This is a genomic window from Micromonospora sp. HB375, assembly GCF_017872985.1.
Lineage (GTDB): Bacteria > Actinomycetota > Actinomycetes > Mycobacteriales > Micromonosporaceae > Micromonospora > Micromonospora chalcea.
The window spans coordinates 1701630-1725360 of the sequence record NZ_JAGGJO010000001.1; the positions used below are offsets into that span (position 1 = coordinate 1701630).

20 protein-coding genes are annotated in these 23731 nt (G+C 72.1%); 11 read left to right on the plus strand and 9 right to left on the minus strand.

From position 1 onward, the window contains the following. Positions 1–22: 22 nt before the first annotated feature. Together J3R08_RS08145 and J3R08_RS08150 are read right to left on the minus strand one after the other, a co-directional pair. Complete coding sequence (locus tag J3R08_RS08145; protein WP_209960557.1) at positions 23–853, minus strand: universal stress protein; 831 nt, start codon at positions 851–853, stop codon at positions 23–25. Positions 854–936: 83 nt separating this feature from the next. After that, positions 937–1737, minus strand: a complete 801-nt coding sequence (locus J3R08_RS08150; protein WP_209960558.1) for a PP2C family serine/threonine-protein phosphatase — start codon at positions 1735–1737, stop codon at positions 937–939. Between the two features lie 97 nt (positions 1738–1834). Here J3R08_RS08150 and J3R08_RS08155 point away from each other — a divergent pair, with 97 nt between their 5' ends. The 6 genes from J3R08_RS08155 (at position 1835) to J3R08_RS08180 (ending at position 7109) form a co-directional block, all read left to right on the plus strand. Beyond that, complete coding sequence (locus J3R08_RS08155; RefSeq protein ID WP_043325563.1) at positions 1835–2071, plus strand: HTH domain-containing protein; 237 nt, start codon at positions 1835–1837, stop codon at positions 2069–2071. Continuing rightward, on the plus strand, positions 2071–2646 hold the full coding sequence (locus J3R08_RS08160) for a Clp protease N-terminal domain-containing protein (RefSeq protein WP_064447209.1): 576 nt from the start codon (positions 2071–2073) through the stop codon (positions 2644–2646). Before J3R08_RS08155 ends, J3R08_RS08160 begins: the two co-directional genes overlap by 1 nt. 91 nt (positions 2647–2737) lie before the next feature. Further along, a complete protein-coding gene (locus tag J3R08_RS08165; RefSeq protein WP_043325560.1) occupies positions 2738–3745 on the plus strand; it encodes a diacylglycerol kinase family protein in 1008 nt (335 codons plus the stop codon). Further along, entirely contained in the window at positions 3738–4739 is a 1002-nt protein-coding gene (locus tag J3R08_RS08170; protein ID WP_043325557.1) for a YihY/virulence factor BrkB family protein, read from the plus strand. Before J3R08_RS08165 ends, J3R08_RS08170 begins: the two co-directional genes overlap by 8 nt. A gap of 77 nt (positions 4740–4816) precedes the next feature. Continuing rightward, complete coding sequence (locus J3R08_RS08175; protein ID WP_113973381.1) at positions 4817–6307, plus strand: phosphatase PAP2 family protein; 1491 nt, start codon at positions 4817–4819, stop codon at positions 6305–6307. Positions 6308–6311: 4 nt separating this feature from the next. Continuing rightward, positions 6312–7109: an endonuclease/exonuclease/phosphatase family protein gene (locus J3R08_RS08180; RefSeq protein WP_064447211.1), complete on the plus strand. Its 798-nt coding sequence runs from the start codon at positions 6312–6314 to the stop codon at positions 7107–7109. Positions 7110–7338: 229 nt separating this feature from the next. On the opposite strand, the gene J3R08_RS08185 is transcribed toward J3R08_RS08180, so the two are convergent. After that, positions 7339–8301, minus strand: coding sequence for a TIGR03557 family F420-dependent LLM class oxidoreductase (locus J3R08_RS08185; protein ID WP_043325553.1), 963 nt, complete (start codon positions 8299–8301; stop codon positions 7339–7341). A gap of 293 nt (positions 8302–8594) precedes the next feature. Here J3R08_RS08185 and J3R08_RS08190 point away from each other — a divergent pair, with 293 nt between their 5' ends. Then, positions 8595–9977, plus strand: coding sequence for a cellulase family glycosylhydrolase (locus tag J3R08_RS08190; protein WP_209960560.1), 1383 nt, complete (start codon positions 8595–8597; stop codon positions 9975–9977). An 87-nt stretch (positions 9978–10064) separates the two neighbouring features. On the opposite strand, the gene J3R08_RS08195 is transcribed toward J3R08_RS08190, so the two are convergent. Genes J3R08_RS08195 through J3R08_RS08210 form a run of 4 tightly spaced genes read right to left on the minus strand, consistent with a single transcriptional unit; the run spans position 10065 to position 15460 of the window. Beyond that, positions 10065–12275, minus strand: a complete 2211-nt coding sequence (locus J3R08_RS08195; RefSeq protein ID WP_209960562.1) for an alpha-galactosidase — start codon at positions 12273–12275, stop codon at positions 10065–10067. After that, a complete protein-coding gene (locus J3R08_RS08200) occupies positions 12272–13153 on the minus strand; it encodes a carbohydrate ABC transporter permease (protein ID WP_013284905.1) in 882 nt (293 codons plus the stop codon). The genes J3R08_RS08195 and J3R08_RS08200 overlap by 4 nt, the downstream gene beginning before the upstream one ends. Further along, positions 13150–14106 (minus strand): carbohydrate ABC transporter permease, encoded by a 957-nt coding sequence (locus J3R08_RS08205; protein WP_064447215.1) that lies wholly within the window; start codon positions 14104–14106, stop codon positions 13150–13152. Before J3R08_RS08205 ends, J3R08_RS08200 begins: the two co-directional genes overlap by 4 nt. A 22-nt stretch (positions 14107–14128) precedes the next feature. Next, the gene (locus J3R08_RS08210; RefSeq protein ID WP_043325545.1) at positions 14129–15460 is read right to left on the minus strand and encodes an ABC transporter substrate-binding protein; all 1332 of its coding nucleotides are present in this window, start codon (positions 15458–15460) and stop codon (positions 14129–14131) included. A 278-nt stretch (positions 15461–15738) separates the two neighbouring features. Between J3R08_RS08210 and J3R08_RS08215 the strand changes: the two genes are divergently transcribed. The 3 genes from J3R08_RS08215 (at position 15739) to J3R08_RS08225 (ending at position 19656) form a co-directional block, all read left to right on the plus strand. Beyond that, positions 15739–17748, plus strand: coding sequence for a beta-galactosidase (locus tag J3R08_RS08215; protein WP_064447216.1), 2010 nt, complete (start codon positions 15739–15741; stop codon positions 17746–17748). 35 nt (positions 17749–17783) lie between these two features. After that, positions 17784–18560: a DeoR/GlpR family DNA-binding transcription regulator gene (locus J3R08_RS08220; RefSeq protein ID WP_030501763.1), complete on the plus strand. Its 777-nt coding sequence runs from the start codon at positions 17784–17786 to the stop codon at positions 18558–18560. Positions 18561–18663: 103 nt separating this feature from the next. Further along, positions 18664–19656 carry a sporulation protein gene (locus J3R08_RS08225; RefSeq protein ID WP_064447217.1) on the plus strand — a complete coding sequence of 331 codons (993 nt, stop codon included), beginning with the start codon at positions 18664–18666 and terminating at the stop codon, positions 19654–19656. 61 nt (positions 19657–19717) lie between these two features. On the opposite strand, the gene J3R08_RS08230 is transcribed toward J3R08_RS08225, so the two are convergent. Then, positions 19718–20092, minus strand: coding sequence for a hypothetical protein (locus J3R08_RS08230; protein ID WP_043325541.1), 375 nt, complete (start codon positions 20090–20092; stop codon positions 19718–19720). 286 nt (positions 20093–20378) lie between these two features. Between J3R08_RS08230 and J3R08_RS08235 the strand changes: the two genes are divergently transcribed. Further along, on the plus strand, positions 20379–20801 hold the full coding sequence (locus J3R08_RS08235; RefSeq protein ID WP_043325539.1) for a hypothetical protein: 423 nt from the start codon (positions 20379–20381) through the stop codon (positions 20799–20801). Positions 20802–21285: 484 nt separating this feature from the next. Here J3R08_RS08235 and J3R08_RS08240 read toward each other — a convergent pair whose 3' ends face one another. Continuing rightward, entirely contained in the window at positions 21286–23505 is a 2220-nt protein-coding gene (locus J3R08_RS08240; protein ID WP_245255099.1) for an AAA family ATPase, read from the minus strand. Positions 23506–23731: the final 226 nt, after the last annotated feature.

A 23731-nucleotide genomic window follows, 5' to 3' on the forward strand; every position in this document is an offset into this window, starting at 1 on the left:
TAGGTCCCGCCTCGGGTGGGCGTCACGATCCGTCCCCGGCGCCCGTGTCGAGTCCCCGTACGACGATCAGCGGGGCCGGCGAATGGTAGAGCAGGGACTGGCTGACCGCGCCCAGACTCGACCGTACCGGCCCGTCGCCGCGGGCGGCGACGACTGCGAGCTGCGCCGCGCGGGACCGGTCGAGCAGGACGGATGTCGGCTCACCGTGGACGGTGAGGCAGTCGGTGGTGACCCGGGGGTGCCGGACGGCGTGCCGGTTCACCGCCTCCTCCAGCAGCCCGTCGTCGCCGTCGCCGCACCCGGGCTCGATCACCCGGACGGCGAGCAGGCGGGCGCCGCGGCTCTCCGCGCAGTCGAAGGCGTATCCGAGTGCGGCGCGGGAGCTGGCCGACCCGTCGAAGCCGACGACCAACGGTCCGGGCGGGGCCGGCTCGGCGCGGCCGACCAGCACCGGGCAGCCCGCCCGGGCGGCCACCTCCACGGCCGGCGTGTCGGTGGGTACCGAGTGCGGGCGGGTCGACATGCCGCCGTCACCGAGCGCGATCAGGAACGCGGTGTCGGCGGCCCGCAGCAGCGCCTCGACCGGTGAGCCTTCGACGATCTCGCCGCTGACCGGCACCTCCGGCGCGCACTCGGCGGCTGCCTGCCCGGCGGTCTCCAGCAGGTTCTCCGCGTCCGTGCGGCTGCCGCCCGCCGGGGCGGGCCCGGGCGTCGCGGCCCAGTTGAACGCGTGCAGCAGATGCAGCGGCCGGTGGTGGGCGGCGGCCTCGGCGGCGGCGGTGCGGACCACCGCCAGATCCTCCGCCGACCGGCCCACGCCGACGACCACCGAACCGTGGCTGGGTGCGGCCACCCCGGCTCACCTCCCGACCCCGCTTTTCACTCACCGTAGTCGCGGGACCGGGTGCGCCGGACCGGGTCGGCGGAAACCGGCGGTCAGCGCGGGGCGGGCAGGGCGGGGTGGACGCGCAGGACGACGGCTGTGGCGTTGTCCTCGCCGCCCTCGTCGAGGCTGGCGGCGAGCAGGGCCTCGGCGGTGCGCGCCGGGTCGCGCCGGGCGGCGAGCAGGTCGCGCAGCCGGTGGTAGCCGAGCTGGTCGCTGACCCCGTCGGTGCACAGCAGCCAGGTGTCGCCCCGGCGCAGCGGCACGGCGAGCAGGTCCGGCTCGGGCCGGTCGGGGTGTCCGACGTAGCGCAGCAGCTGGTAGCGGGCCCGGGCCGCCTCCGGCGAGTCCGGCGGCCACCAGCCGTGCAGCAGACCCAGCCAGGCCATGGTGTGGTCGACCGTCACCAGCTCCAGCAGCCCGTCGCGCAGCCGGTACGCCCGCGAGTCGCCGAGCTGGACCAGCCAGCCCTGGTCGCCGTCGGGCTGGACGACGAGCGCGGTGAGCGTGCACCCGGTCAGGCCGGGCTGCGCCGCTCCGGCCTGGCGTACCCGCCGTTGGGTCTCGGCGGCGGCGGCGCGCAGCCCGGCGGGGCCGACGGCGGGCCAGTCGGCGCAGACCCGCGCCACGAACGTCTCGGCCGCGGTCGTGCCGGCGATCCGGCTGCCCTCGCCGTCGCCCATGCCGTCGCAGACCACCGCCAGCGGCAGCTCCGGGTCGACGTGCAGCACGTCGTAGTTCTCCGGGTAGCGGTGCCCGACGACGCTGCCCCCGGCGATCTCCAGGGTGAGGCGGCCGGCGGTGAGCCGGCGCGCGGGCTCGACCGGCCGGTCCAGCGGACGGCGGCGGAACACCAGCGGACCGTAGCACCGCCGCGGGCCGCGGGTGGCAGGCCACGACGGGTGTCAACCAGGGTTGACACCCGTCGTGCTGTCAACCTACATTGACACCATGAGTCAGGCGACGGAACTCGCGGCGGCGGCCGGCAGCACCGACCCCAAGGTCGGCCTGCGTGCCGTGCTCGCCCTGCGCCGGCTGCTGGAGCGGCTGGAGGTGATCCAGGTGGACAACGCCCGGCGACAGGGCTGGTCCTGGCAGGAGATCGCCGACGCCCTCGAGGTCAGCCGGCAGGCGGTCCACAAGAAGCACGCCGGGCGACCGGCGGTACGCGACAGCTGGGAGGCGTGATGTTCGAACGATTCACCGACCGGGCCCGTGCCGTGGTGCACCACGCGCTCGACGAGGCCCGCACCGAGGGACGGCGGCCGGTCGGCACCGAGCACCTGCTGCTGGGCGTGCTCGCCGACCGCGACAACCTGGCGGTACGGCTGCTCGCGGCCGGTGGCGTCGAGGCCGACGCCCTGCGCGCCGCGGTGGCCCGCCACACCGCGCAGGGCGTGGACGGGCTCGGCGCGGCGGACGCCGCGGCACTGCGCGAGATCGGCATCGACCTCGCCGCGATAGTGGCCCGGATCGAGGAGTCCTTCGGCCCGGACGCGCTGCGTGAGGCGACCCCGCGCCCGCGCCGGTGGTGGCGTCGCGGGACGCACCACGGCACGTTCTCGCCCCGCGCCAAGAAGGTGCTGGAGCTGTCGCTGCGCGAGGCGCTGCGGCTGCGCCACCGGCACATCGGCACCGAACACATCCTGCTCGGCCTGCTGCGCGAGGGCGACGGCCTGGCCGCCGCGGTGCTCACCGAGGCCGGGGTGGACATCGACGACCTGCGACGCCGCATCGACACGGCGCTGCGCGAGGCCGCCTGACCCGTACCCGGTTTTCAAACCTGTTTGCGGTCATCGCAACGTCCCGCTGCGCCGGGTCGCCGTCACGCCCCGTGTCCTGCACACTGACGCCGTGGACGGTGCAGACGACAAGCGCCCGGTGAACGCGGAGAACCGCACCCCGCGCTCGGCAGTGGTGGTCAACCCGGTCAAGGTGGCCGACCTGGACGAGTTCCGCCGGACCGTGGAGGGCGCGCTCGCCGCCGCCGGCTGGCCGGCCCCGACCTGGTACGAGACGACAGTCGAGGACCCGGGCCGCGGGCAGACGGAACAGGCGGTGAAGGCGGGCGCGGAGGTCGTCTTCGCCTGCGGCGGCGACGGCACGGTGATGGCGTGCGTGACCGCGCTGGCCGGCACCGACGTGGCGCTGGCGGTGCTGCCCCAGGGCACCGGAAACCTCCTCGCCGCCAACCTCGGCCTCTCGAACGACCTGGCCGCCGGGCTCCAGGTCGCCGTCGAACGCGGGATGCGCCGCCTCGACGTCGGCGTGGTCGGCGACCAGTGCTTCGCGGTGATGGCCGGGATGGGCTTCGACGCCCAGATGCTCGACTCCACCTCCGAGACCACCAAGAAGCGGATCGGCTGGCCGGCGTACCTGATGGGCGCCGCCCGCCACCTGCGCGACCGGCCGATGCGGGTCTCGGTGCGCATCGACGGCCGCCCGCCGCTGCGCCGCCGGGCCCGGTCGGTCCTGGTCGCCAACGTCGGGCGCCTGCAGGGCGGGGTACGCCTGCTCACCGACGCCGAGCCGGACGACGGCTGGCTCGACGTGGCGGTGCTGACACCGCGCGCGCTGCGTCACTGGCTCGCCATGGGCTGGGCGGTGCTGCGCCGCCGCGACAGCGTGCCCCGGATGGAGGTGTTCCGGGCCCGCTCGGTCGAGATCACCAGCACCCGGGCGCAGCCCCGGCAGCTCGACGGCGACCTGATCGAGCCGGGCCGCTCGCTGAAGGCCACCATCCGCCCCGAGTCGCTCTGGCTCTGCGTACCGCGCCCCGAGGAGCACCCCGACCTGGCGGTGGACGCCGACGCGGTCGGCGAGCGCGGCGAGCACCTGGTCGAGGAGGCCCGCCGTGAGTAGCACCAAGCTGGTCCCCGAGACCCGGTTGATGACCGAGAACGAGCTGTCCGCCGACGACGCCTGGCACACGCTGCGCCGGCACGGCGGCTGGTGCCTGCTGCGGGACGCGTTCGTCCGGTTCCGCTACGGCGACGGATTCAGCCACTCCCGGGCGCTGGGGTTGCAGCTCTGCCTGGCGGTGGTGCCGTTCCTGATCGCGCTCACCGGCCTGATCACCGACCTGGGGGTGGACGAGGGCGGCAAGGTCGTCGCGGACACCGTACTGGCCATCACGCCCGGCCAGAGCGAGGCGATGGTGCAGGACCTGCTGACCGACAGCGAGCGCAGCGAGGACGCCGGCGAGCTGGCGCTGACCCTCGGCCTGCTCACCGGGCTGGTCGCGCTGACCACCACGATGGCGCAGATCGAGCGGGGCGCGAACCGGATCTACGGCGTCGAGCGGGACCGCCCGGCGCTGGCCAAGTACCTGCGCGCCACGGTCCTCGCGGTGGTCGCCGGCGTACCCGCGCTGGCCGGCTTCCTCATCCTGGTCGGCGGCCGGGCGATGGGCGAGTCGGTACGGCGGCACTACGAGTGGGGCGACGCCGCGATGGCCGGATGGGACGTGATCCGCTGGCCGCTGAGCCTCGGCCTGACGGTGATCGCCGTCGCGGTGCTGTTCCGGCACGCGCCGCGACGCCGGCAGCCCGGCCTGTCCTGGCTCGTCTTCGGCGCGGCCATCGCCATCGCGATCTGGTGGCTGGCCAGCCTGCTGCTGGCCGCCTACGTGAAGTACAGCGGCGGATTCGGCCAGACCTACGGCGCGTTGACCGGCATGATGGCGCTGTTGCTCTGGGCCAACCTCACCGGCATGGCGCTCTTCGGCGGGCTGGCCTTCGCCGCCCAGCTGGAGGCGATGCGCATCGGCGTGGAGGAGCCGGCCCAGCCGGATCTGTGGCAGCCGGAGGCGCACCGCGAGGACCTGTTCGACACCGGTGAGATGACCTCGCTCTGACGCCGCGCCGGTCCGGCGTGTACGGGACACGCCGATCGGGTACAGCGCGCCTCGCAGAGGAACGAGGGAGGTGCGGTGTGACCGCGGTCAAGGAAGCCGGGCGCCGGCCGCTGGGCCATTTCGCCGAGCGGAGTCTGGCGGGCCTGCTCGCCGTGGCCGGTGCGGGAGTCGGGTTCGGGCTGCTCCTGATGCTCGTCCGGTTCCGCTGGAGCCCGCTGCGCGACGCCGATCATGCGGCGGCCGAGTGGTTCAACGGCCTGGTGGCGCCGCACGGCCCGCTGGTCACGGTGCTCCAGGCGATCACCGACCTGGGCGGCCGGCCGGTGCTGATCTGGCTGGTCACCATCGCGGTGGTGGGTCTGCTGATCCGCCGCCAGTCCCGGCTGGCGGTCTACCTGATCGTCACCGGCGTGGGCGGGCTGATCCTCGACCCGTCGCTCAAGGCGCTCGTCGGCCGGCTGCGCCCGGTGGTGGACGTGCCGATCGCCGACGCCCCCGGCAACAGCTTCCCCAGCGGGCACGCGCTCGGCTCGTTCGTCGCGTACGGGGCGCTGCTGCTGGTGTTCCTGCCGGCCATGTCGCCGCGCTGGCGCAAGCCCGCCATCGCCGTCGCCGCCGTGCTGGTCTTCCTGGTCGGGCTGACCCGGATCGCGCTGGGCGTGCACTTCGTCTCCGACGTGATCGGCGGCTGGCTGCTCGGCGCGGCCTGGCTGGGCGTCACCGCGTACGCCTTCCGGTTGTGGCGGCGCGAGCGCGGCCGGCCGGTGCCGCCGCTGCGCGAGGGCCTGGAACCGGAGGCGGGCGAGGAGCTGGCGCTCGCGCCGGACGAGGAGAAGGTGCTGGAGCACCCCCGCTCCGCGGTGGCCGAGCTGCTGGTCGGCTGGGTGCTCGTCTTCGGCGCGCTCTACGCGTTCGGCATGTTCGTCAGCTACCACGCCAAGGGCACGTTCTTCGACACGCTCGACACGAAGGTGCCGCGCTGGTTCGCCGAGCGGCACACCGACGCGCTCACCGACCTGAGCTGGTGGTGGAGCAAGTTCGGCGACACGCACGCCATCCTGCTGGTGTCGCTGGTGTTCTGCCCGATCGTGCTGGCCGTGTGGCGGCGCTGGCGGCCGGTGCTGTACGTGGTGCTGGCGATGTTCGGCGAGCTGAGCCTGTTCCTGGCCAGCGCCCGGGTGGTGGACCGGCCCCGGCCGCCGGTGGAGAACCTGGACGGGCAGATGCCCACCTCGTCGTTCCCCTCGGGGCACATCGCGGCCACCATCTGCCTCTGGGCGGCCATGGCGGTCATCGTGTTCCCGCGTACCGACAGGTGGTGGCGGTGGCTGTTCGTGGGCATGGCCGTGCTGATGCCGGTCGGCGTGGCCACCTCCCGGATGTACCGGGGCATGCACCACCCGACCGACTTCATGGGCGCGATCCTGCTCGGCGCGCTCTGGCTGTCGCTGCTGTACTGGGTGATCAAGCCGAACGCCGACGTGGACGAGGGCAACCAGCCGGCGATCGAGTCCGAACAGGTGGACGAGCTGGACGACGAGCTGGCCAAGGCCGCGCGGCCGGACTGAGCCGATGCTGCGGGTGATGACCTGGAACATCCGGACCGGCGGGCGGGACGCGGGCGGCGCCGACCGCCGGGACCGGATCGTCTCGGTCGTCACCGCGCAGCGCCCCGACGTGCTGGCGTTGCAGGAGCTGCGCGGCATGGACGCCACGCTGGGCGGGCTGGCCGAGCGGCTCGGGATGGCGGCGTACCTGGCCCGGTCCTGTCTCGGCCAGCCGGTGGCGGTGCTGGTCCGCCCGCCGCTGCGGGTGCTGCGCGCCGGCCGGGTCCGCCGCCCGTTCCACCACGCCGCCGCCCGGGTGCAGGTCGCCACCGGCGCGGGACCGCTGACCGTGCTGAGCACGCACCTGTACCCCTACTCGGGTGGGCGGCGGCGGATGGAGGCGGACTGGCTCGCCGCCGCGCTGCGGCGGACCGGGGGAGAGCTGGCGCTGCTGGCCGGGGACCTGAACACGCTGGAGCCCACCGTCGACCACACCGCCCGGCTGGCCGGGCTGGCCACTCCGTACCGGCGGCGGCACCTGCGCCGCGACGGCCGTACCGTGGACACCCGCGCGGTGGCCCGGCTGCTCGACGCCGGGCTGGTGGACCTGTGGCCGCGTTCCGGCGGCGACGAGCCCGGCGGCCGGACCGTGCCGACCCGGCACGGCGGCGCCGAGTTCGCCGGGATGCGGCTGGACTATCTGCTCGCCACCCCGGCGCTGGCCGACCGGGTACGCGCGGTGCGGGTGGTCCGCGACGGTGACGCCGACTCGGCGTCGGACCACTATCCGGTGCTGGCCGAGGTGGACCTCACGGCCGGCTGAACGACGCGCCAGCCCAGACCGAAGGCGTACGTGGGCCGGGGGCGCAGCCACCCCGTTCTGGTGCCGCCGCCGAGCGCGCCGGGCCGGGTGCTACAGGACCAGGTTGAGCAGCACGGTGAGCACCACCGAGGCGACGATCGAGAAGAGGATCATCAGCAGGCAGCCGAGCCCGCCCCCGGCGGGCCGGATCTCGGTGTTCCCGATACGCATGGCGTCAACTCCTCAGCGGTCACAGCTCCCGCAGCCGGGGCAGCAGCTCCTCCTGGGCCCAGTCGAGGAACATCGGCTGGGTGTCGCCGCCCACCTGGACCAGCGCGACGTGGGTGAAGCCCGCCTCGACGAACTTCTTGAACGCCTCGACGTGCCGGTCGGTGTCCGGGCCGCAGGAGATGCCCTCGGCCACGTCCTCCTCCCGGACGAACCGGGTGGCCGCCTCGAACGACTCCGGGCCGGGCAGGTCGGCGTTGACCTTCCAGCCCAGGCCGAACCAGCGGAACTGGTCGTGCACGATCTTGCGGCACTCGTCCTCGTCCGGGCCGTAGCAGATGGCCACCTGCCCGTAGCGGGGGCGGCCCGCGCCACCGGCCTCCTCGTACATGTCGATCAGGTGCGACAGCGGGTCGGTGGCGATCATCGCGTCGGCGTACTCGGCGGCAAGCGTGGCCGACTGTCGCCCGGACGCGGCCACCGCCATCGGCACCGGCCGGTCCGGGCGGTCCCAGACGTACGCGTCGGGCACGTCGAAGTGGTTGCCGGAGAACGTCAGCGTCTCGCCGTTGAGCAGCGGCCGGATGATCTGCAACGCCTCCTCGAACATCTCGTGCCGCTGCTGCACGTGCGGCCATCCGCCCACCACGTGCTCGTTGAGGTTCTCCCCGGCGCCGAGGCCCAGCGTGAAGCGGCCGTCCGAGAGCACCCCGATGGTGCTGGCCTTCTGCGCCACCACGGCCGGGTGGTACCGCCGGATCGGGCAGGTCACGAACGACATCAGCTCCGCCCGGCTGGTGGCGTGCGCGACCGCGCCGAGCACCGACCAGGCGTACGGGGAGTGGCCCTGCGATTCCAGCCAGGGGTAGTAGTGGTCGGACATGACCAGATGGTCGAAGCCGGCGGCCTCGGCGCGTACGGCGTGGTCGACCAGTTCCTTCGGGCCGGCCTGCTCGCACATGAGGGTGTAACCGACGTTGACCATGGCACGTCTCCTTCCCGGGCGGATCGTCCCCGGATACCCCGCCCGGCGCGGGTCAACCCTGCTGTCCGCTTTCGCATTCGTCTCTTAACCGGTTCAGCTCATACAGCGCGTCAAGCGGTGTCGCCTCCCGGCTGATCCTGCTTAACCGGTTGCCTCACGCCTTCCATCGTCCTACGCTGATGCCTGCGTCCGTTCGGGAACCGGGCGGCGGCTACCGGGCTCAGTCGCCACCACCCTCTCACCGTCACCGCACCCCCGCTCGGGCACGGGGGATCCTTCCCCTGAGGACAGCCATGAAGAAACTGCTCTCCGTCGCGGGCGCCGCCCTGCTGACGGCCCTCGCCGCCGTCTTCGCCCTCGGGCAGCCGGCCCAGGCGGCCACCGGCTTCTCCGTCTCCAACGGGCGTCTCTACGACGCCAACGGTGTCGAGTTCGTCATGCGTGGCGTCAACCACGCGCACACCTGGTACCCGCAGCAGACCAGCTCGTTCGCCAACATCAAGGCGCTCGGCGCGAACACCGTCCGGGTGGTGCTGTCCAGCGGCGACCGCTGGACGAAGAACAGCGCCGCCGACGTGGCCAACGTGATCTCCCTGTGCAAGAGCAACCGGATGATCTGCGTGCTGGAGGTGCACGACACCACCGGGTACGGCGAGGACGGCGCCGCCACCACGCTGGCCAAGGCCACCGACTACTGGCTGAGCATCGCCGACGTGCTCAAGGGCCAGGAGAGGTACGTCATCGTCAACATCGGCAACGAGCCGTTCGGCAACCAGGGCTACAGCGCCTGGACCACCGACACGTCGAACGCGATCAAGCGGCTGCGCGCCGCCGGCCTGACCCACACGATCATGGTGGACGCGCCGAACTGGGGCCAGGACTGGTCGTTCACCATGCGCGACAACGCCGGCACCGTGTTCGCCGCCGATCCGCAGCGCAACACCGTCTTCAGCATCCACATGTACGGCGTGTTCGACACCGCCGCCGAGATCAGCGACTACCTGGGCCGCTTCCGTACCGCCGGGCTGCCCATCGTGGTCGGCGAGTTCGGGTTCAACCACTCCGACGGCAACCCGGACGAGGACGCCATCATGGCGTACGCCCAGGCCAACGGCATCGGCTACCTCGGCTGGTCGTGGAGCGGCAACGGCGGCGGCGTGGAGTACCTGGACATGACCACGTCGTTCAACCCGGCCCAGCTCACCAGCTGGGGGCAGCGCATCTTCAACGGCGCCAACGGCATCGCCGCCACCTCCCGTGAGGCGTCGGTGTACGCGAGCACCACCCCGACCGCCAGCCCGACGGTCAGCCCCACCGCGAGCCCGACGACCAGCCCGACCGTCAGCCCGACCCCGCCGACCACGCCCCCGCCGTCCGGTGGCTGCACCGCCACCTACACCGTCGCGAACTCGTGGCAGGGCGGCTTCCAGGGCGAGGTCAAGGTGACCGCCGGAGCGGCCGCGATCACCGGCTGGACGGTGCGCTGGACGTACGCCAACGGCCAGTCCGTCACCCAGGCGTGGAACGCGAGCGTCAGCAACAGCGGGTCGGCGTACACCGCCCGCAACGTCGACTACAACGGCCGCCTCGGCGCGGGCGCGAGCACCACCTTCGGCTTCATCGGCAGCTGGCAGGGCACGAATTCCACCCCCGCGGTGACCTGCACCTCCGCCTGACCCTCTAGTGCGTGATCAAGGAGTTTGTGTCCCGTTCGGACGCCTGCGGTGACACAAACTCCTTGATCACCGGGGTGGGGCGCGGGGTCAGGCCGCCACCACCTCCAGGAGGAGGGCCTGTTCGGGGTGCAGGGCGGGGAGCTGAACGCCGACCGTGCCCAGCACCGAACCGGTCACCGTGATGCCGTCGCCCGGCCAGGCCAGCCAGCCCGGCGGGGACAGCTCCAACATCGCCGGCTCGGGCGCCTCGGTGGGCGGACGGACCCGGTAGCGCCGGGCCGGGTCCAGCCCGGGCAGCCGCACCGCGCCCGGCACCTGCGCCGCCGAGGTGGCGACCCGGCTGACCGCGTACACCGCGTGGTCGCGGTCGTGGGCGACCACGCCGTGGGCCTGCACGGCCGGGTCCGGGTGGTCGACCCGGACCACCCGGCCGCCGTGCAGCAGCGGGCGCAGCCGCTTGTGCAGCGCCACCCAGGCGGCGAGCTCGGCCCGCTCGGTCGCGTCGATCGCGGTGATGTCCCACTCGATGCCGTGGTGGCCGAACAGCGCGGTGACCGCCCGGAAACCCAGGTCGTGCACGCGGTGCGTGGTGTGCGAGCGCTGCGGCCCGATGTGCGTGCCGATCAGCTCCGGCGGCAGCAGCAGGCCGGTCCAGCGCTGGATGGACAGCCGTTCCAGCGCGTCGTTGCAGTCGCTGGCCCACACCCGGTCGGTGCGGCGCAGGATCTCCAGGTCGACCCGGGCACCGCCGGACGAGCAGCTCTCGATCTCGACGCCCGGGTGCCGGGCGCGCAGCTCGTCCAGCAGCCGGTAGACATCCAGGGTCTGCGCGTGCACGCCGGGCCGTCCGGCGTGCCCGGCCTCGGTGAGGTCGCGGTTGTGGTCCCACTTCAGGTACGCGATCCCGTCGTGCTCGCTCAGCACCGCGTCGAGCCGTTCGAGCAGGTACGCGTACGCGTCCGGGTTGGCCAGGTCGAGCACCTGCTGGTGCCGCCACGGCGGTGGCAGCCGGCCCGGCGTCTGGAGCACCCAGTCCGGGTGGGCGCGGAACAGGTCGGAGTCGGGGTTGACCATCTCCGGCTCCACCCAGAGCCCGAACTGCATGCCGTGCCCGCGTACGTGGTCGATCAGCGGCTGCAGCCCGTCCGGCCAGACCTCGCCGTCGACCCACCAGTCGCCGAGCCCGGCCTGGTCGTGCCGCCGGCCCCGGAACCAGCCGTCGTCGAGCACGAAGCGTTCCACACCGACCTCGGCGGCCGCGTCGGCGAGCGCCCGCAGCCGGTCCAGGTCGTGGTCGAAGTAGACCGCCTCCCACACGTTCAGCGTCACCGGCCGCGGTGTGCGCGGGTGCGACGGGCGGGCCCGCAGGTGCGTGTGCAGCGCCTCGCTGAGCCCGTCCAGCCCGGCGGTGGAGTGTGCCGCGTAGAGCAGGGGAGTGGCGTACTCCTCGCCCGGCCCGAGCACGATCTCGCCGGGCGCCAGCAGCTCACCGCCGCCGAGCGTGGACTCGCCTGTCGGGCGGCGCTCGGCGGCGGTGACGTGGTCGCCGCTCCACGCGGTGTGCACCGCCCACACCTCGCCGTGCCGGAATCCGAACCCGGCGGTGCCCGCGACCAGCAGCAGCGTGGCGTCGTGGCCGGTGCGGCCGTGCCGCCCCTCGCGCACCCACGCGCCCATCGGCCACGGGTGCCGCTGCGGCGCGCGTTCCCGGCACCACCGTCCAGTCAGGTCGAGCAGTTCGGTGGCGACCGCCGGCACCGGCAGCACCGGCGTCAGTTCCCGCAGCTCGTACCGGCCGTCGCCGTCGTTGCGCAGCCGGTGCCGCAGCGTCAGCACACCTGCCGGGTCCAGCGTGATCTCGACGGTCAGGCTCAGCCCGGCGCCCGCATCCGCCGCCCGCACCACCACCCGCCCGGAGGAAAGGAAGGGCCCCTTGTTAACGCCTGGTGCATGTAAAGGGGCCCCTCCTAACAGGTCGGGCGACTGCGCTGCGGGCTCGTCGTGCACGTCGAGGCCGGTGAGGCGGAACGCGGTGGACCAGTCCCGGCCGTCGCGGTGACCGGCGAGACCGGGCCGCCCGCTCCACCCGGCGCTCGCCTCGGGCAGCAGCGACAGCACAGTGGGCGCGTCGAAGCTGCTCGGCACCACCGGCGGAACCGTGGCGTCGACGAGCGCCGGCAGGTCCTCGTCGGGCAGCGGGCCGAGGTCGGCGCCCCAGTGCACGACCCGGGGCAGCCCCGGGCCGCGTGCGTCGAGCACCAGGCTGGTCCGCGCGCGGCGCAGGTGGACGATCGTCATCCCTTGGAGGCTCCCAGCGTGAGACCCCGGACGAACTGCTTCTGCAGCAGGAAGAAGATCACCAGGGTGGGGATCGCGACCAGAACCGAACCGGCCGAGACCAGGTTGTTGTCGGTGAAGAACTCGCCGCGCAGGTTGTTCAGCGAGCTGGTGACCGGGAACTTGTCGCCGGTACGCATGAGCACAGTGGCCCAGAAGAACTCGTTGTAGATCCAGGTGACCTCGAGCGTGGCGAGCGCGGCGAGCGCCGGCCGGCACAGCGGCATCGTCACCTGCCAGTACTGCCGCCACACGTTCGCCCCGTCGACCATCGCTGCCTCGTACAGCTCGTGCGGCAGCGCCTTCATGTAGTTGCTGAGCACGAACACGCAGAAGCCGCACTGGAACGCGACGTTGACCAGGATCAGCCCCCAGTAGCTGTCGTACAGCAGCTCTGAGTCGCTCATCCAGGCCGGCAGCGGGATCTCGGTGAACATCCGGAACAGCGGGATGAGCAGCGCCTGCTGCGGCAGCAGGTTCGCCGCGGTGAACAGGCCGAGCAGCGCGATGTTGAGTTTCCAGCTGAACCGGGCGATCACGAACGCCACGCACGAGGCGAGGAAGAGCGTGAGCAGCACCGCCGGGACGGTGATGTACGCCGAGTTGAGGAAGTGCTTGCCGAACTCGGCGGTACGCCAGGCGGTGACGTAGTTGTCGACGGTCCAGCCGCCGAGCGACACGTAGCCGTTGGCGGCGGTGTACTCGTAGGAGCGGAACGAGGTGAGCACCGCCCACAGGATCGGGAACAGCCAGCCCACTGCGACCGTACCCAGGAAGAGGTGCAGGACGACCCGGGCGGGCCGCACGGGTCGGCGGCGGCCGGCGGAGACGGCGGTCATCGCTTGTCCTCCCGCATCACGGTCCAGAGGTAGATGGTGATGAAGACGAGCGAGACGGCCAGCATGATCGTCGCCAGCGCGGAGCCGAAGCCGATCCGGCTGGCCTCGCCGACCACGTTCTGGGTGACCAGCGCGGAGATCAGCTCCAGCCCGTTGCGGCCCTTGTTGATGACCCAGACCAGGTCGAACGCGCGCAGCGACTCGATCACCGTCACCACCAGCACGATGATGTTGATGGGGCGCATCACCGGGAAGACGACCCGGAAGAACGTGCTGGTCTCCGAGGAGCCGTCGACAGCGGCGGCCTCCCGCAGGGACGGGTCGACGCCCTTGAGGCCGGCCAGGTAGAGCAGCATGATGTAGCCGACGTGCCGCCAGCCGGCCGCGACCAGCACGGCCCAGATGTTGACGTTGGGGTCGCCGTACCAGTCGGTCTCGCCGCCGAACACGCCGTTGAGCAGCCCCTGGTCGCGGCTGTAGATGAGCTGCCAGACGAAGCCGATGAGCGCCAGCGACAGCACCACCGGCAGGTAGAGCGCGGTCTGGTAGAAGCGGCTGCCGCGAATCTCCTTGTCCAGCAGCACGGCGAGGAACATGCCGAACGGGGTGGCCACCACGAACAGCGCGGCCAGCCAGAGCAGGTTGTTCTGCACCGCGGGGACGAACGGCGGGTAGATGTTCACCACGTCGTCGTAGTTCTTGAGGCCGACCCACTCGATCTCGGAGACCGGGCCGATGCCGTCCCAGTTCGTGCCGGAGAGCAGCACCGTCGCCACCGCGGGCAGCCAGACCAGGCCGGCGACGAGCAGCAGGGGTACCAGCACCATGAGCGTGATGACCACGCGGTCGGTGCGGGACAGGAGCCGTAGCCGGCGACCGCGACCACCGTTGCTGGTGGTCGCGGCCGGCGGCGGCACGGCGCGATCCGCTTGGATCAGGGGCAGGTCGGACATGATGTCCTTCCCCCTTCCGCCGTCAGCTGGTGAAGATCGACTTCTTCTGGTTCTCGATGCTGGTGAGCAGCCCGCCGATGTCCTTCGGGTCCTTGATGAACTGCTGCAACGCCGGGATCATCACGGTGGAGGCGAAGTCCGGCCGGGTGTCGCGGTCGAGGAACTGGGCGATCTCGGTGGCGGAGCCGACCAGCTCGGCGGCCTTCTTCTGCAGCGCGGTGTAGGCACCGGTGTCCGCGCCGCTGTTGGCGACGAGCGTGCTCGGGTCGTTCTTCACAGTGATGTCCGCTGCCTCCTTCGAGCCCAGGTACGTCAGCAGCTTCTGCGCGGCGTCCTTGGACTTCGGCTTGCGGGCCATCATGTAGCCGTCGATCGGGGCGTCCAGGGCCTTCGCGCCGATGGTGGAGTCGATCTCGGGGAACGTGAAGAAGTCCAGGTCCTCCAGGTCGGCGCCGCTGAACTGCTGGCCGACGAACAGGCCGAGCAGGTACATGCCGCTCTTCTTCTGCTGCAGCGACTGCGCGGCCTCCTGCCAGGTGCGGCCGAGCGAGTCCGGCTGGTGCAGGGGGAGCAGCCCGGCCCAGGTGTCGAAGACCTTCTTCACCTTGTCGGAGGTCCACGCCTCCTTGCCGGCCATCAGGTCGATGTGGAACTGGTAGCCGTTGATCCGCAGGTTGAGGATGTCGAACGTGCCCATCGCCGGCCAGCCGTCCTTGTCGGCGAACGCGATCGGGTTCAGCCCGTCCTTCTTCATCTGCGCGCCGAGCGTATTCAGGTCGTCCAGCGTCTTGGGCACCTCGTAGCCGCGCTGCTGCCACACCGACTTGCGGTAGAAGACGGCCCACGGGTAGTACGACGCGGGCACGAAGTACTGCTTGCCGTCGTCGCCGGTGGACGCCTTCTTGAACGCGTCGGAGTAGCCGTCGAGCTTGCCCCACACGTCGCTGAGGTCACCGGCCAGGCCCTTTGCCGCGAAGAACCGCATCCGGTAGCCGGCGAACCAGGTGAACACGTCGTCCGGCTTGCCCTGCAGGTAGTTGTTGATGTTCTCCTGGAACGTGTTGTGGTCGACCGTGTTGATGTTGACGGTCACCCCGGAGGACGTCTTGAAGCCGTCCATCACCTTCGCGACGACGTCCTTGGGCTTCGGGTCCGACTGGTTCGAGCCGACCGAGACGCTCTTGGCGTCACCGCCGGATCCGGAGTCGGAGTCGCCGCAGCCGGCGAGCAGACCGGTGCCGAGCAGCGCTCCCGCGCCGGCCGCGCCGGCGAGCAGCGAGCGCCGGTTCAGGCCGGCGACGGACGGGGGTACGAGCCGGGCGAGGTATTCGGCTTGCGAGCGGGGACGGGACATGGTGCCTCCTGCGTGGAAGAGGTGCGCTGCGCTCATGGACCGTGATCGTTGGCGGTGAGCGGTGTCGTGTCGGTCGCGGTAGATCCACCGAGAATCCACACGTCCGAACACAAACAGCCGGTGGCGCTTGAAGCTACCCCTTGGCGCGGCGCTGTCAAGGGGGCAAAAAGGCGACGCCGTCGGCGGTTAGGCGGGGCAAAGAGCCGGTAAACGTTGGAACTTCAGTCGATGTTGGAAAGTGTTGACTTGGGTGCTGTTCGGGGGCAACCTCTGCTGTCATGCGGAACTGGCACGGCGAGGGCATCTGGTACGGCGCCGACTACAACCCGGAGCAGTGGCCCGAGCAGACGTGGACCGAGGACGTCGAACTCATGCGACGGGCCGGCGTCAATCTGGTCTCGGTCGGCATCTTCTCCTGGGCCCTGCTGGAGCCCACCCCCGGTCGGTACGTCTTCGACTGGCTGGACCGGGCGATCGACCTGCTGCACGACGGCGGCATCAGCGTCGACCTGGCCACCGCCACCGCCAGCCCGCCACCGTGGCTGGCGCACCGGCACCCGGAGACGCTGCCCCGCCGCGCCGACGGCACGGTGCTCTGGCCCGGCGGCCGGCAGGCGTACTGCCCCAGCTCGCCGGTGTTCCGGGACCACTCGCTCGCCCTGGTCGAGGCGGTCGCCCGGCGGTACGCGCGCCACCCCGCCGTCGTGCTCTGGCACGTCTCCAACGAACTCGGCTGCCACAACGTGCACTGCTACTGCGACGTCAGCGCCGAGGCGTTCCGCGGCTGGCTGCGCGAGCGCTACGGCGACCTGGACTCGCTCAACGCCGCCTGGGGCACCGCGTTCTGGAGCCAGCGCTACCACGACTGGGCCGAGATCAACCCGCCGCGTACCGCGCCGACGTTCGCCAACCCCACCCAGCAGCTGGACTTCCTGCGGTTCTCCTCCGACGAGCAGCGCGCCCAGCTGCGCGCCGAGCGGGAACTGCTGAACCGGCTCGTCCCGCAGCCGGTCACCACGAACTTCATGATCGGCACCGGCATCAAGTACCTGGACTACCACTCCTGGGCCGCCGACGTGGACGTGGTCGCCAACGACCACTACCTCACCGCCGCCGACCCGCAGCCGCAGGTCAACCTGGCGCTCGCGGCCGACCACACCCGGGGCGTGGCAGGTGGCGCGCCCTGGCTGCTGATGGAGCACTCCACCAGCGCCGTCAACTGGCAGCCCCGCAACGTGGCCAAGACACCCGGTCAGATGCGCCGCAACAGCCTCGCCCACGTCGCGCGCGGCGCCGACGGCGTGCTGTTCTTCCAGTGGCGGGCCTCCCGGGCCGGCGCGGAGAAGTTCCACTCCGCGCTGGTGCCGCACGCCGGCCCGGACACCAAGGTGTTCCGCGAGGTCTGCCGGCTCGGCGCCGACCTGCGCGCGCTCGCCGAGGTACGCGGCAGCCGCGTCGACGCCGACGTGGCCATCCTCTTCGACTACGAGGCGTGGTGGGGCGCCGAACTCGACTCCCACCCGAGCGTCGACGTCACCTACACCGACCGGTTGTCCGCGCTGCACGCCGCGCTCTGGCGGGCCGGGATCACCGCCGACGTGGTGCACCCCTCGGCCGACCTGTCCCGCTACCGGCTCGTCGTGGTTCCCACGCTCTACCTCGTCCGCGACGCCGACGCCGACGCGCTGCGCCGGTTCGTGGAGGCCGGCGGCACCGCTGTGGTCACCTACTTCAGCGGCATCGTCGACGAGCACGACCACATCCGGCTCGGCGGCTACCCCGGCGCGTACCGCGACCTGCTCGGCGTACACGTCGAGGAGTTCTTCCCGCTGCGGGCCGGCGAGACGGTACGCCTCGACGACGGCGCCCGCGCCGACGTGTGGACCGAGTGGCTGCACGCCGAGGGCGCGGAGGTGCTGGCCGCGTACGCCGACGGGCCCCTGCCCGGCGTGCCGGCGCTGACCCGCAACACCGTCGGCGCGGGCGCGGCCTGGTACGTCGGCACCCGGCTCGACGACGAGGCCACCGACCGGCTGGTGGCCCGGTTGCTGGCCGAGGCCGGCGTCCGGCCGCCGGTGAGCGCGCCGACCGGGGTGGAGGTGGTCCGCCGCCGCGCGGAGGACCGGAGCTGGCTGTTCCTGATCAACCACACCACCGAGCCGGTACGGTTGCCGGTCACCGGCGTCGAGCTGCTCGGCGGCGCCCGCTGCGACGGCGAGCTGGAGGTGCCGGCGGGGGAGGTGGCGGTGGTCCGCGAGGAGCCCGCGCCGGCGCCCGTGAGCGCCTGACCGCAACCCTGCCGTTCGCGCCGATGGAGGTCCACATGCTCGCCCAGCAACGGCAGAGCGCCATCCTGGAGTTGATCCGCCAGAGTGGCGGCGTCCGGGTCAGTCACCTGGTCAGCCGCTTCGGGGTGTCCGACATGACGATCCGCCGCGACCTCGAGGTGCTGGCCGAACGCGGCCTGATCGACAAGGTGCACGGCGGCGCGACGCTCGCCGGTCCCGGCTCCACCGAGGAGCCCGGCTTCGCCGCCAAGTCGGTCCGCCAGCAGGCCGAGAAACGCGCCATCGTGGAGCGGGCCGCCGGCCTGGTCGAACCGGGGATGGCGGTGGCGCTGTCCGCCGGCACCACCACCGCCGCGCTGGCCGCGCGGCTGGCCGAGGTACGCGGGATCACTGTGGTCACCAACTCGATACCGGTGGCCGACGCGCTCTACCAGAACCCCCGCGCCGATCAGACAGTCGTGCTGACCGGCGGCATCCGTACCCCGTCGGACGCGCTGACCGGCCCGGTCGCCGAGGCGGCGATAGCCGCGCTCAACGTCGACCTGCTCTTCCTCGGCGTGCACGGGATGAGCCCGCGCACCGGGTTCACCACGCCGAACCTGCTGGAGGCGGCGGTGAACCGGCGGCTGATCGGTTCCGCCCGGCGGCTGGTGGTGCTGGCCGACCACACCAAGTGGGAGACGATCGGCATCGCCACCATCGCGCCGCTGGAGGAGGCCGACATGCTGATCACCGACAGCGGCCTGTTGCCGGAGGCCCGACGCCAACTCGGCGAGCAGGTCGGCGAACTGGTGGTGGTCCGGGCGGACTGAGTCCACGACCTGCCTCACAGCCACTTCTCAGTCGCGGCATTTAGGGTGCCCTGACGAAGCGTCCGACGGTCCATGTCGGAATGCAGTTCAGCGGGAGTGACCGATGGTCTTCAAGAAGATGTTGAGCGCGTTCGGCGTGGGTGGCCCGAGCGTCGACACGGTGCTCACCAACCCGAACACCCGGCCCGGGCTGACCCTGGACGGTCACGTCAACCTGGTCGGCGGCGACAGCCCGGCGCGGATCGAGCAGATCAACCTCGGCCTGGTCACCCGCGTCGAGATCGAGAGCGGCAACCACGAGTACGCGGGCGTCATGGAGTTCCACCGGCTGCCCGTCAGCGGCGCGTTCGATCTGGCGCCGAAGCAGCAGCTGTCGATCCCGTTCCAGATGCCGGTGCCGTGGGAGACCCCGATCACCGACGTCTACGGCCAGCGGCTGCACGGCATGACCATGGGCCTGCGTACCGAGCTGGCGGTGGCCCGCGCCGTCGACAAGTCCGACCTGGACCAGGTGTCCGTGCACCCGCTGCCGGTCCACGAGCGCATCCTGGAGGCGTTCCAGGCGCTCGGTTTCCGGTTCAAGCACGCCGACCTGGAGCGGGGCCACATCTACGGCGTGCCGCAGACGCTGCCGTTCTACCAGGAGATCGAGTTCTTCGCCGCGCCGCAGTACGCGCAGACGGTCAACGAGGTCGAGCTGACGTTCGTGACCAGCCCGCAGGGCGTCGAGGTGATCCTGGAGTGCGACAAGCGGGGCGGCTTCCTCAGCCCCGGGCACGACGTGATCGGCCGCTACTCGGTCCCGCACACCGACGCCGCCCGTACCGACTGGGTGCAGGTCGTCGACGGCTGGCTGCGGGAGACCACCGGCCGCTACGGCAGCATGCGCGCCCAGGGCTTCGGCATGCCGCACCACGGCGGCCACGGCTACCCGGGTCACCACGGCTACGCCGGCCACGGGCGGCGCGGCCCGGGCATGGGCGGCGTCATCGCGGGCGCCGCGCTGGGCGTCGCCGGCGGCATGATCGCCGGCGAGATGCTCGACGACGCCTTCGACGGCGGCGGCGACGACTTCGGGGACTTCGGCGAGGAGTGAGCAGAGGCGACGACGCCCCCGGGACGGATCCCGGGGGCGTCGCCGTTCGCGCGGCGTCGGATCAACGTCCGCGGCGCTCCTTGCCGGAGCGGCGCGCGCTGCCCGCCTTCGACAGGCCACGGCTGACCAGGTACGCGCCGGTCAGCGCGGTCAGGTACCACCAGGCCTGGTTCGGGTTGTTGATGTTCAGGCCGTTGGCGGTGGTGCCCTTCCAGAACGCGGCGATCACCACGAGCGCGACCGCTGCGGCGTACACCCAGAACTCGGTGGTCAGGAACGCCTGCTTCGTCTCCGTACCCGGGGACGGCATGTTCTCCCGGTGACCGTCGTGCATCGACGGCATGTGCCGGGTCGACGTGTCCTGCATGCTCGACCGGTTCTGGACGTCGGACATCGGCCGGTTCATCGGCCTGGTGGATGCAGCCTGCGTGCTCATCTGGTCCTCCTCAGGATTTGATGAGTCGTTAACCTGCACACCCTCGCCCCGCTACCGCAGGTCGGCCACGGCGCGGTTCGCGCTCTGTGGCGGGGGCACCCTGGGTCTACCCGAGGCCGGAGACAAGGTAACCGCCGGTCGCCGTCGAATGGCCACCACGCTCGGCCTCGCAGCCGGAACCGGACACGAGGGCGCACACCGGTCCTCCCGCCGCCGGTTCCGGTTTCAGCCACCCACCCTCGGGCACGCAACACCGATACCCCGAGAGAGCTGCGAGGTGGTTGACGTGCGTGAGGACGACATGCGGCAGGACGCCGCCCGGCGGGCCGAGCAGCGGGTCGCCGGCGGCGTGTACGGCGACGGCGCGCTGGACGAGATCACCGTGCCGCAGACCGACGTGGAACGGATGCGGCAGGAACTCGACCCGGACGACCCGGCGGACGTACCCGTCGACCCGACGGTGCTGCGCGACGGCGGACCGACCCGGGGTCAGGGCGCGGTGACCACGACCGGTGGCACGGCCGGCCCGGCCAGTGTGCGCCGGTTGGCCCGGCAGCCCGAGAAGCACCCGGGCAAGGTGGCCCCGACGACGACCGGGGACGCGGGTACGGGTGGCCTGAGCACCCCGGCCGGTGGCTCCACGAGCGACAATTCGGCCACCGGCGCGCAGGTGGGCAACTTCACCAACAATCGCCCTAATCCGGGCTGACCGAGGCAGCACGGCAAGGGCGGGACGGCCTCCGGCCGCCCCGCCCTTGCGCACCCGCCACTTCGCCGAAGTGGCGCAGTCAGCACGGCCATGATGTAGCAACTTCCCCGTTCTGGTGCGAGGGTCGCCAGTTCGGCGGGGTGGTGTGGTCGGGGCGGGTGTGATGCAGCAACTTCCCCGATCTGGTGCGCGTAACCGCCACTCCGGCGAACTGGCGCGAACAGGCCACCCGGACACACGCCCCCGTCCGCCGCCCCCAAGCCCGCACTCGCCGATCTTGCACTTCCGACCCGAAAAATGTCCGTTTGATGGCGCTTTTCCGGGGCCGCAACTCCATGATCGCCGAGCGGGGCGAGGGGCGAGAGTGGGCACGGCGGGACATGGGGCAGCACGTGCTCGGCCCGGCCGATCATGAAGTTGGCGGCCGACTTGGAGATCGACAAGGCCGCCAACTTCATGATCAACGGGGCGGAGGCGGAGGCGGTCAGGGGGTGCGGAGGATGCCCAGGCGCTGGGTGGCTCTTGTCAGGGCCACGTAGAGGTCACTGTGGCCCCTCGGGGACTCGGACACGATGCGGGCCGGGTCGACCACCAGCACCGAGTCGAACTCCAGGCCCTTGGCCTGCTCGGTGGTCAGCACCACCACCCGGTTCGCCAGCTCGGGCTGCTCACCCACTGTCGCCTCCGGCAGCGCCGCCACCACCGCGCCGCCCAGCTCGTCCACCCGACCGGTGGGCACCAGCACGCCGAGCCGCCCGTCGCCGAGCGACGCGGCCTCCCGGGCGGTCGCCTCGACCAGTTCGACCACGAGGCGGTCCGCCGGCACGGTCCGGTCCCACGGCGGTACGCCGGTGGCGCGTACCGAGCGGGGTGGCCGCAGCGCCCTGTCGATCTCGGCGAGCACGTCGGCGGCGACCGCCATGATCTCGGCCGGGGTGCGGTAGCTGACCGTGAGTTCCTCCAGCCGCCACCGGTCCGCCACGTACGGGGCGAGCGCCTCGCCCCACGACGGCGTGCCGGCGAGCGCGCCGGTCTGCGCCACGTCGCCGACGATCGTCATGGACCGGCTGGGGCAGCGGCGCATCAGCAGCCGCCACGCCATCGGCGACAGCTCCTGCGCCTCGTCCACGATGACGTGCCCGAACGCCCACGTCCGGTCGGCGGCGGCGCGCTGGGCGGTGGTGAGCCGGTCGGACTCCTCCTGCCGTTCGGAGAGCCGGTCGGCGTCGATCAGGTCGGTGACGCCGAGGATCTCGCCGCCGTCTGCCTCGTCCTCGACGTCGATGGAGCGGGAGCCGCGCCAGATCTCCAGCACGCCCTCGGCGTACTCGCGTTCCAGCGCCCGGATCCGCTCCCGCCGGGCGACGGCGGCGCGTTCGTCCTCGCCGAGCAGTTCGGCGGCCTCGTCCAGCAGCGGTACGTCGGCGGGCGTCCAGCCGCCCGGCTCGCGGTGCAGCGCGGCCCGTTCGGCGTCGGTGAGCATGGGCGCGGCGGTGGCGATCCGCTCCGGCGAGGCGTACAGGTCGGCGAGCAGGCGTTGCGGGGTGAGCACCGGCCACAGCTCGTCCAGCGCCGCGCGGATCTCCGGCTCCTCGCGCAGCTCACGGCGGATCTCCGCGCGGTCGGCCTCGGAGAGCAGGTTCTCCCCGCCGAGCGGGTCGGCGCCGATCCGCTCGGCCACCTGGTCGGCGAGCGCGTGGACGATCTCCACGTCGAACAGGGCGCGGGCCAGGTTGTGCGGGCGGCCGGTGCGGCGTACCCGGTCGCGGGCCTGCCGCACGGTGTCCGGGTCGAGCGTCAGCACCTCCCGCTGCGGCAGTTCGATGGTGACCGGCTCGTCGGGCACCCACTGCCGGTCGCGGACCGCCGCGGCGAGCACGTCGGCCAGCACCGCGCGGCCCTTGAGCGCCGCGGTGGTGGCGGGCTCCGCGCGGCGCGCGTGCACGCCGGGGAACAGGTCTGCCTGGGTACGCAGCAGCACGCCGGTCTCGGCCAGCGTGGGCAGCACCTGGGAGATGTAGCGCAGGAACGTGGCGTTCGGGCCGACCAGCAGCACACCGCGGGTGGAGAGCTGCTGGCGGTGGGTGTAGAGCAGGTACGCGGCGCGGTGCAGCGCCACCGCCGTCTTGCCGGTGCCGGGCCCGCCCTGCACCACCATCACGCCGGGCAGGTCGGCGCGGATGATCCGGTCCTGCTCGGCCTGGATAGTCTCGACGATGTCGCGCATCCGGCCGGTCCGCCCGGCGTTGAGCGCGGCGAGCAGTGACGCCTCGCCGGTCAGCTCCTCGTGCGCGGTGGGGGAGGCGGCGGTGATGTCCAGCACCTCGTCGTTGAGCCCGGTCACCTTCCGGTCGCGGGTACGCAGGTGCCGACGGCGGCGTACGCCCTGCGGGTTGGCGGCGGTGGCCAGGTAGAACGGCCGGGCGGCGGGGGCGCGCCAGTCCATCAGCAGCGGGTCGTAGTCGCCGGAGGAGTCGAAGATCCCGATCCGGCCGATGTAGCGGACCGCGCCGTCGTCGTCGTCGAGGCGGCCGAAGCACAGGCCGCTCTCCACGGCGGAGAACTGCTCGACCTGGTCGGCGTACATCGCCACGGTCGAGTCGCGCTGGGAGCGGGCCTGCTGCGTGCCGCCGGTGTGACGCAACTCCTCGTCGAGCCGCCGGGCGGCCTGTTCCCGCATGCCGTCCAGCCGGTCGTACAGCATCGAGACGTATTCCTGCTCGCGGCCGATCTCGTCGTCCTGGCGCAGGTCAGCCGACACGTCGGAGTGCGTTGACAATCCGGCTCCTCATTGACTAAAATTGCCGCAGGAATGGCATTCAGAAGCCATTCCTTTTTTGTGCCTGAACTGAGAAAGATAGCGCGTCGGCCGCCACCCGACCAAGCCCGGACACGACTCGGGGCCCGGTCGACGTCAGCCGACCGGGCCC

Bases quoted from the DNA above. Each gene is read 5' to 3' on its own strand.
- J3R08_RS08155 (WP_043325563.1), top strand. From the start codon at position 1,835: ATGAGTCAGGCGACGGAACTCGCGGCGGCGGCCGGCAGCACCGACCCC.
- J3R08_RS08160 (WP_064447209.1), top strand. From the start codon at position 2,071: ATGTTCGAACGATTCACCGACCGGGCCCGTGCCGTGGTGCACCACGCG.
- J3R08_RS08180 (WP_064447211.1), top strand. From the start codon at position 6,312: ATGCTGCGGGTGATGACCTGGAACATCCGGACCGGCGGGCGGGACGCG.
- J3R08_RS08185 (WP_043325553.1), bottom strand. From the start codon at position 8,301: ATGGTCAACGTCGGTTACACCCTCATGTGCGAGCAGGCCGGCCCGAAG.
- J3R08_RS08190 (WP_209960560.1), top strand. From the start codon at position 8,595: ATGAAGAAACTGCTCTCCGTCGCGGGCGCCGCCCTGCTGACGGCCCTC.
- J3R08_RS08195 (WP_209960562.1), bottom strand. From the start codon at position 12,275: ATGACGATCGTCCACCTGCGCCGCGCGCGGACCAGCCTGGTGCTCGAC.
- J3R08_RS08200 (WP_013284905.1), bottom strand. From the start codon at position 13,153: ATGACCGCCGTCTCCGCCGGCCGCCGCCGACCCGTGCGGCCCGCCCGG.
- J3R08_RS08205 (WP_064447215.1), bottom strand. From the start codon at position 14,106: ATGTCCGACCTGCCCCTGATCCAAGCGGATCGCGCCGTGCCGCCGCCG.
- J3R08_RS08210 (WP_043325545.1), bottom strand. From the start codon at position 15,460: ATGTCCCGTCCCCGCTCGCAAGCCGAATACCTCGCCCGGCTCGTACCC.
- J3R08_RS08215 (WP_064447216.1), top strand. From the start codon at position 15,739: ATGCGGAACTGGCACGGCGAGGGCATCTGGTACGGCGCCGACTACAAC.
- J3R08_RS08220 (WP_030501763.1), top strand. From the start codon at position 17,784: ATGCTCGCCCAGCAACGGCAGAGCGCCATCCTGGAGTTGATCCGCCAG.
- J3R08_RS08225 (WP_064447217.1), top strand. From the start codon at position 18,664: ATGGTCTTCAAGAAGATGTTGAGCGCGTTCGGCGTGGGTGGCCCGAGC.
- J3R08_RS08230 (WP_043325541.1), bottom strand. From the start codon at position 20,092: ATGAGCACGCAGGCTGCATCCACCAGGCCGATGAACCGGCCGATGTCC.
- J3R08_RS08240 (WP_245255099.1), bottom strand. From the start codon at position 23,505: ATGCTGTACGACCGGCTGGACGGCATGCGGGAACAGGCCGCCCGGCGG.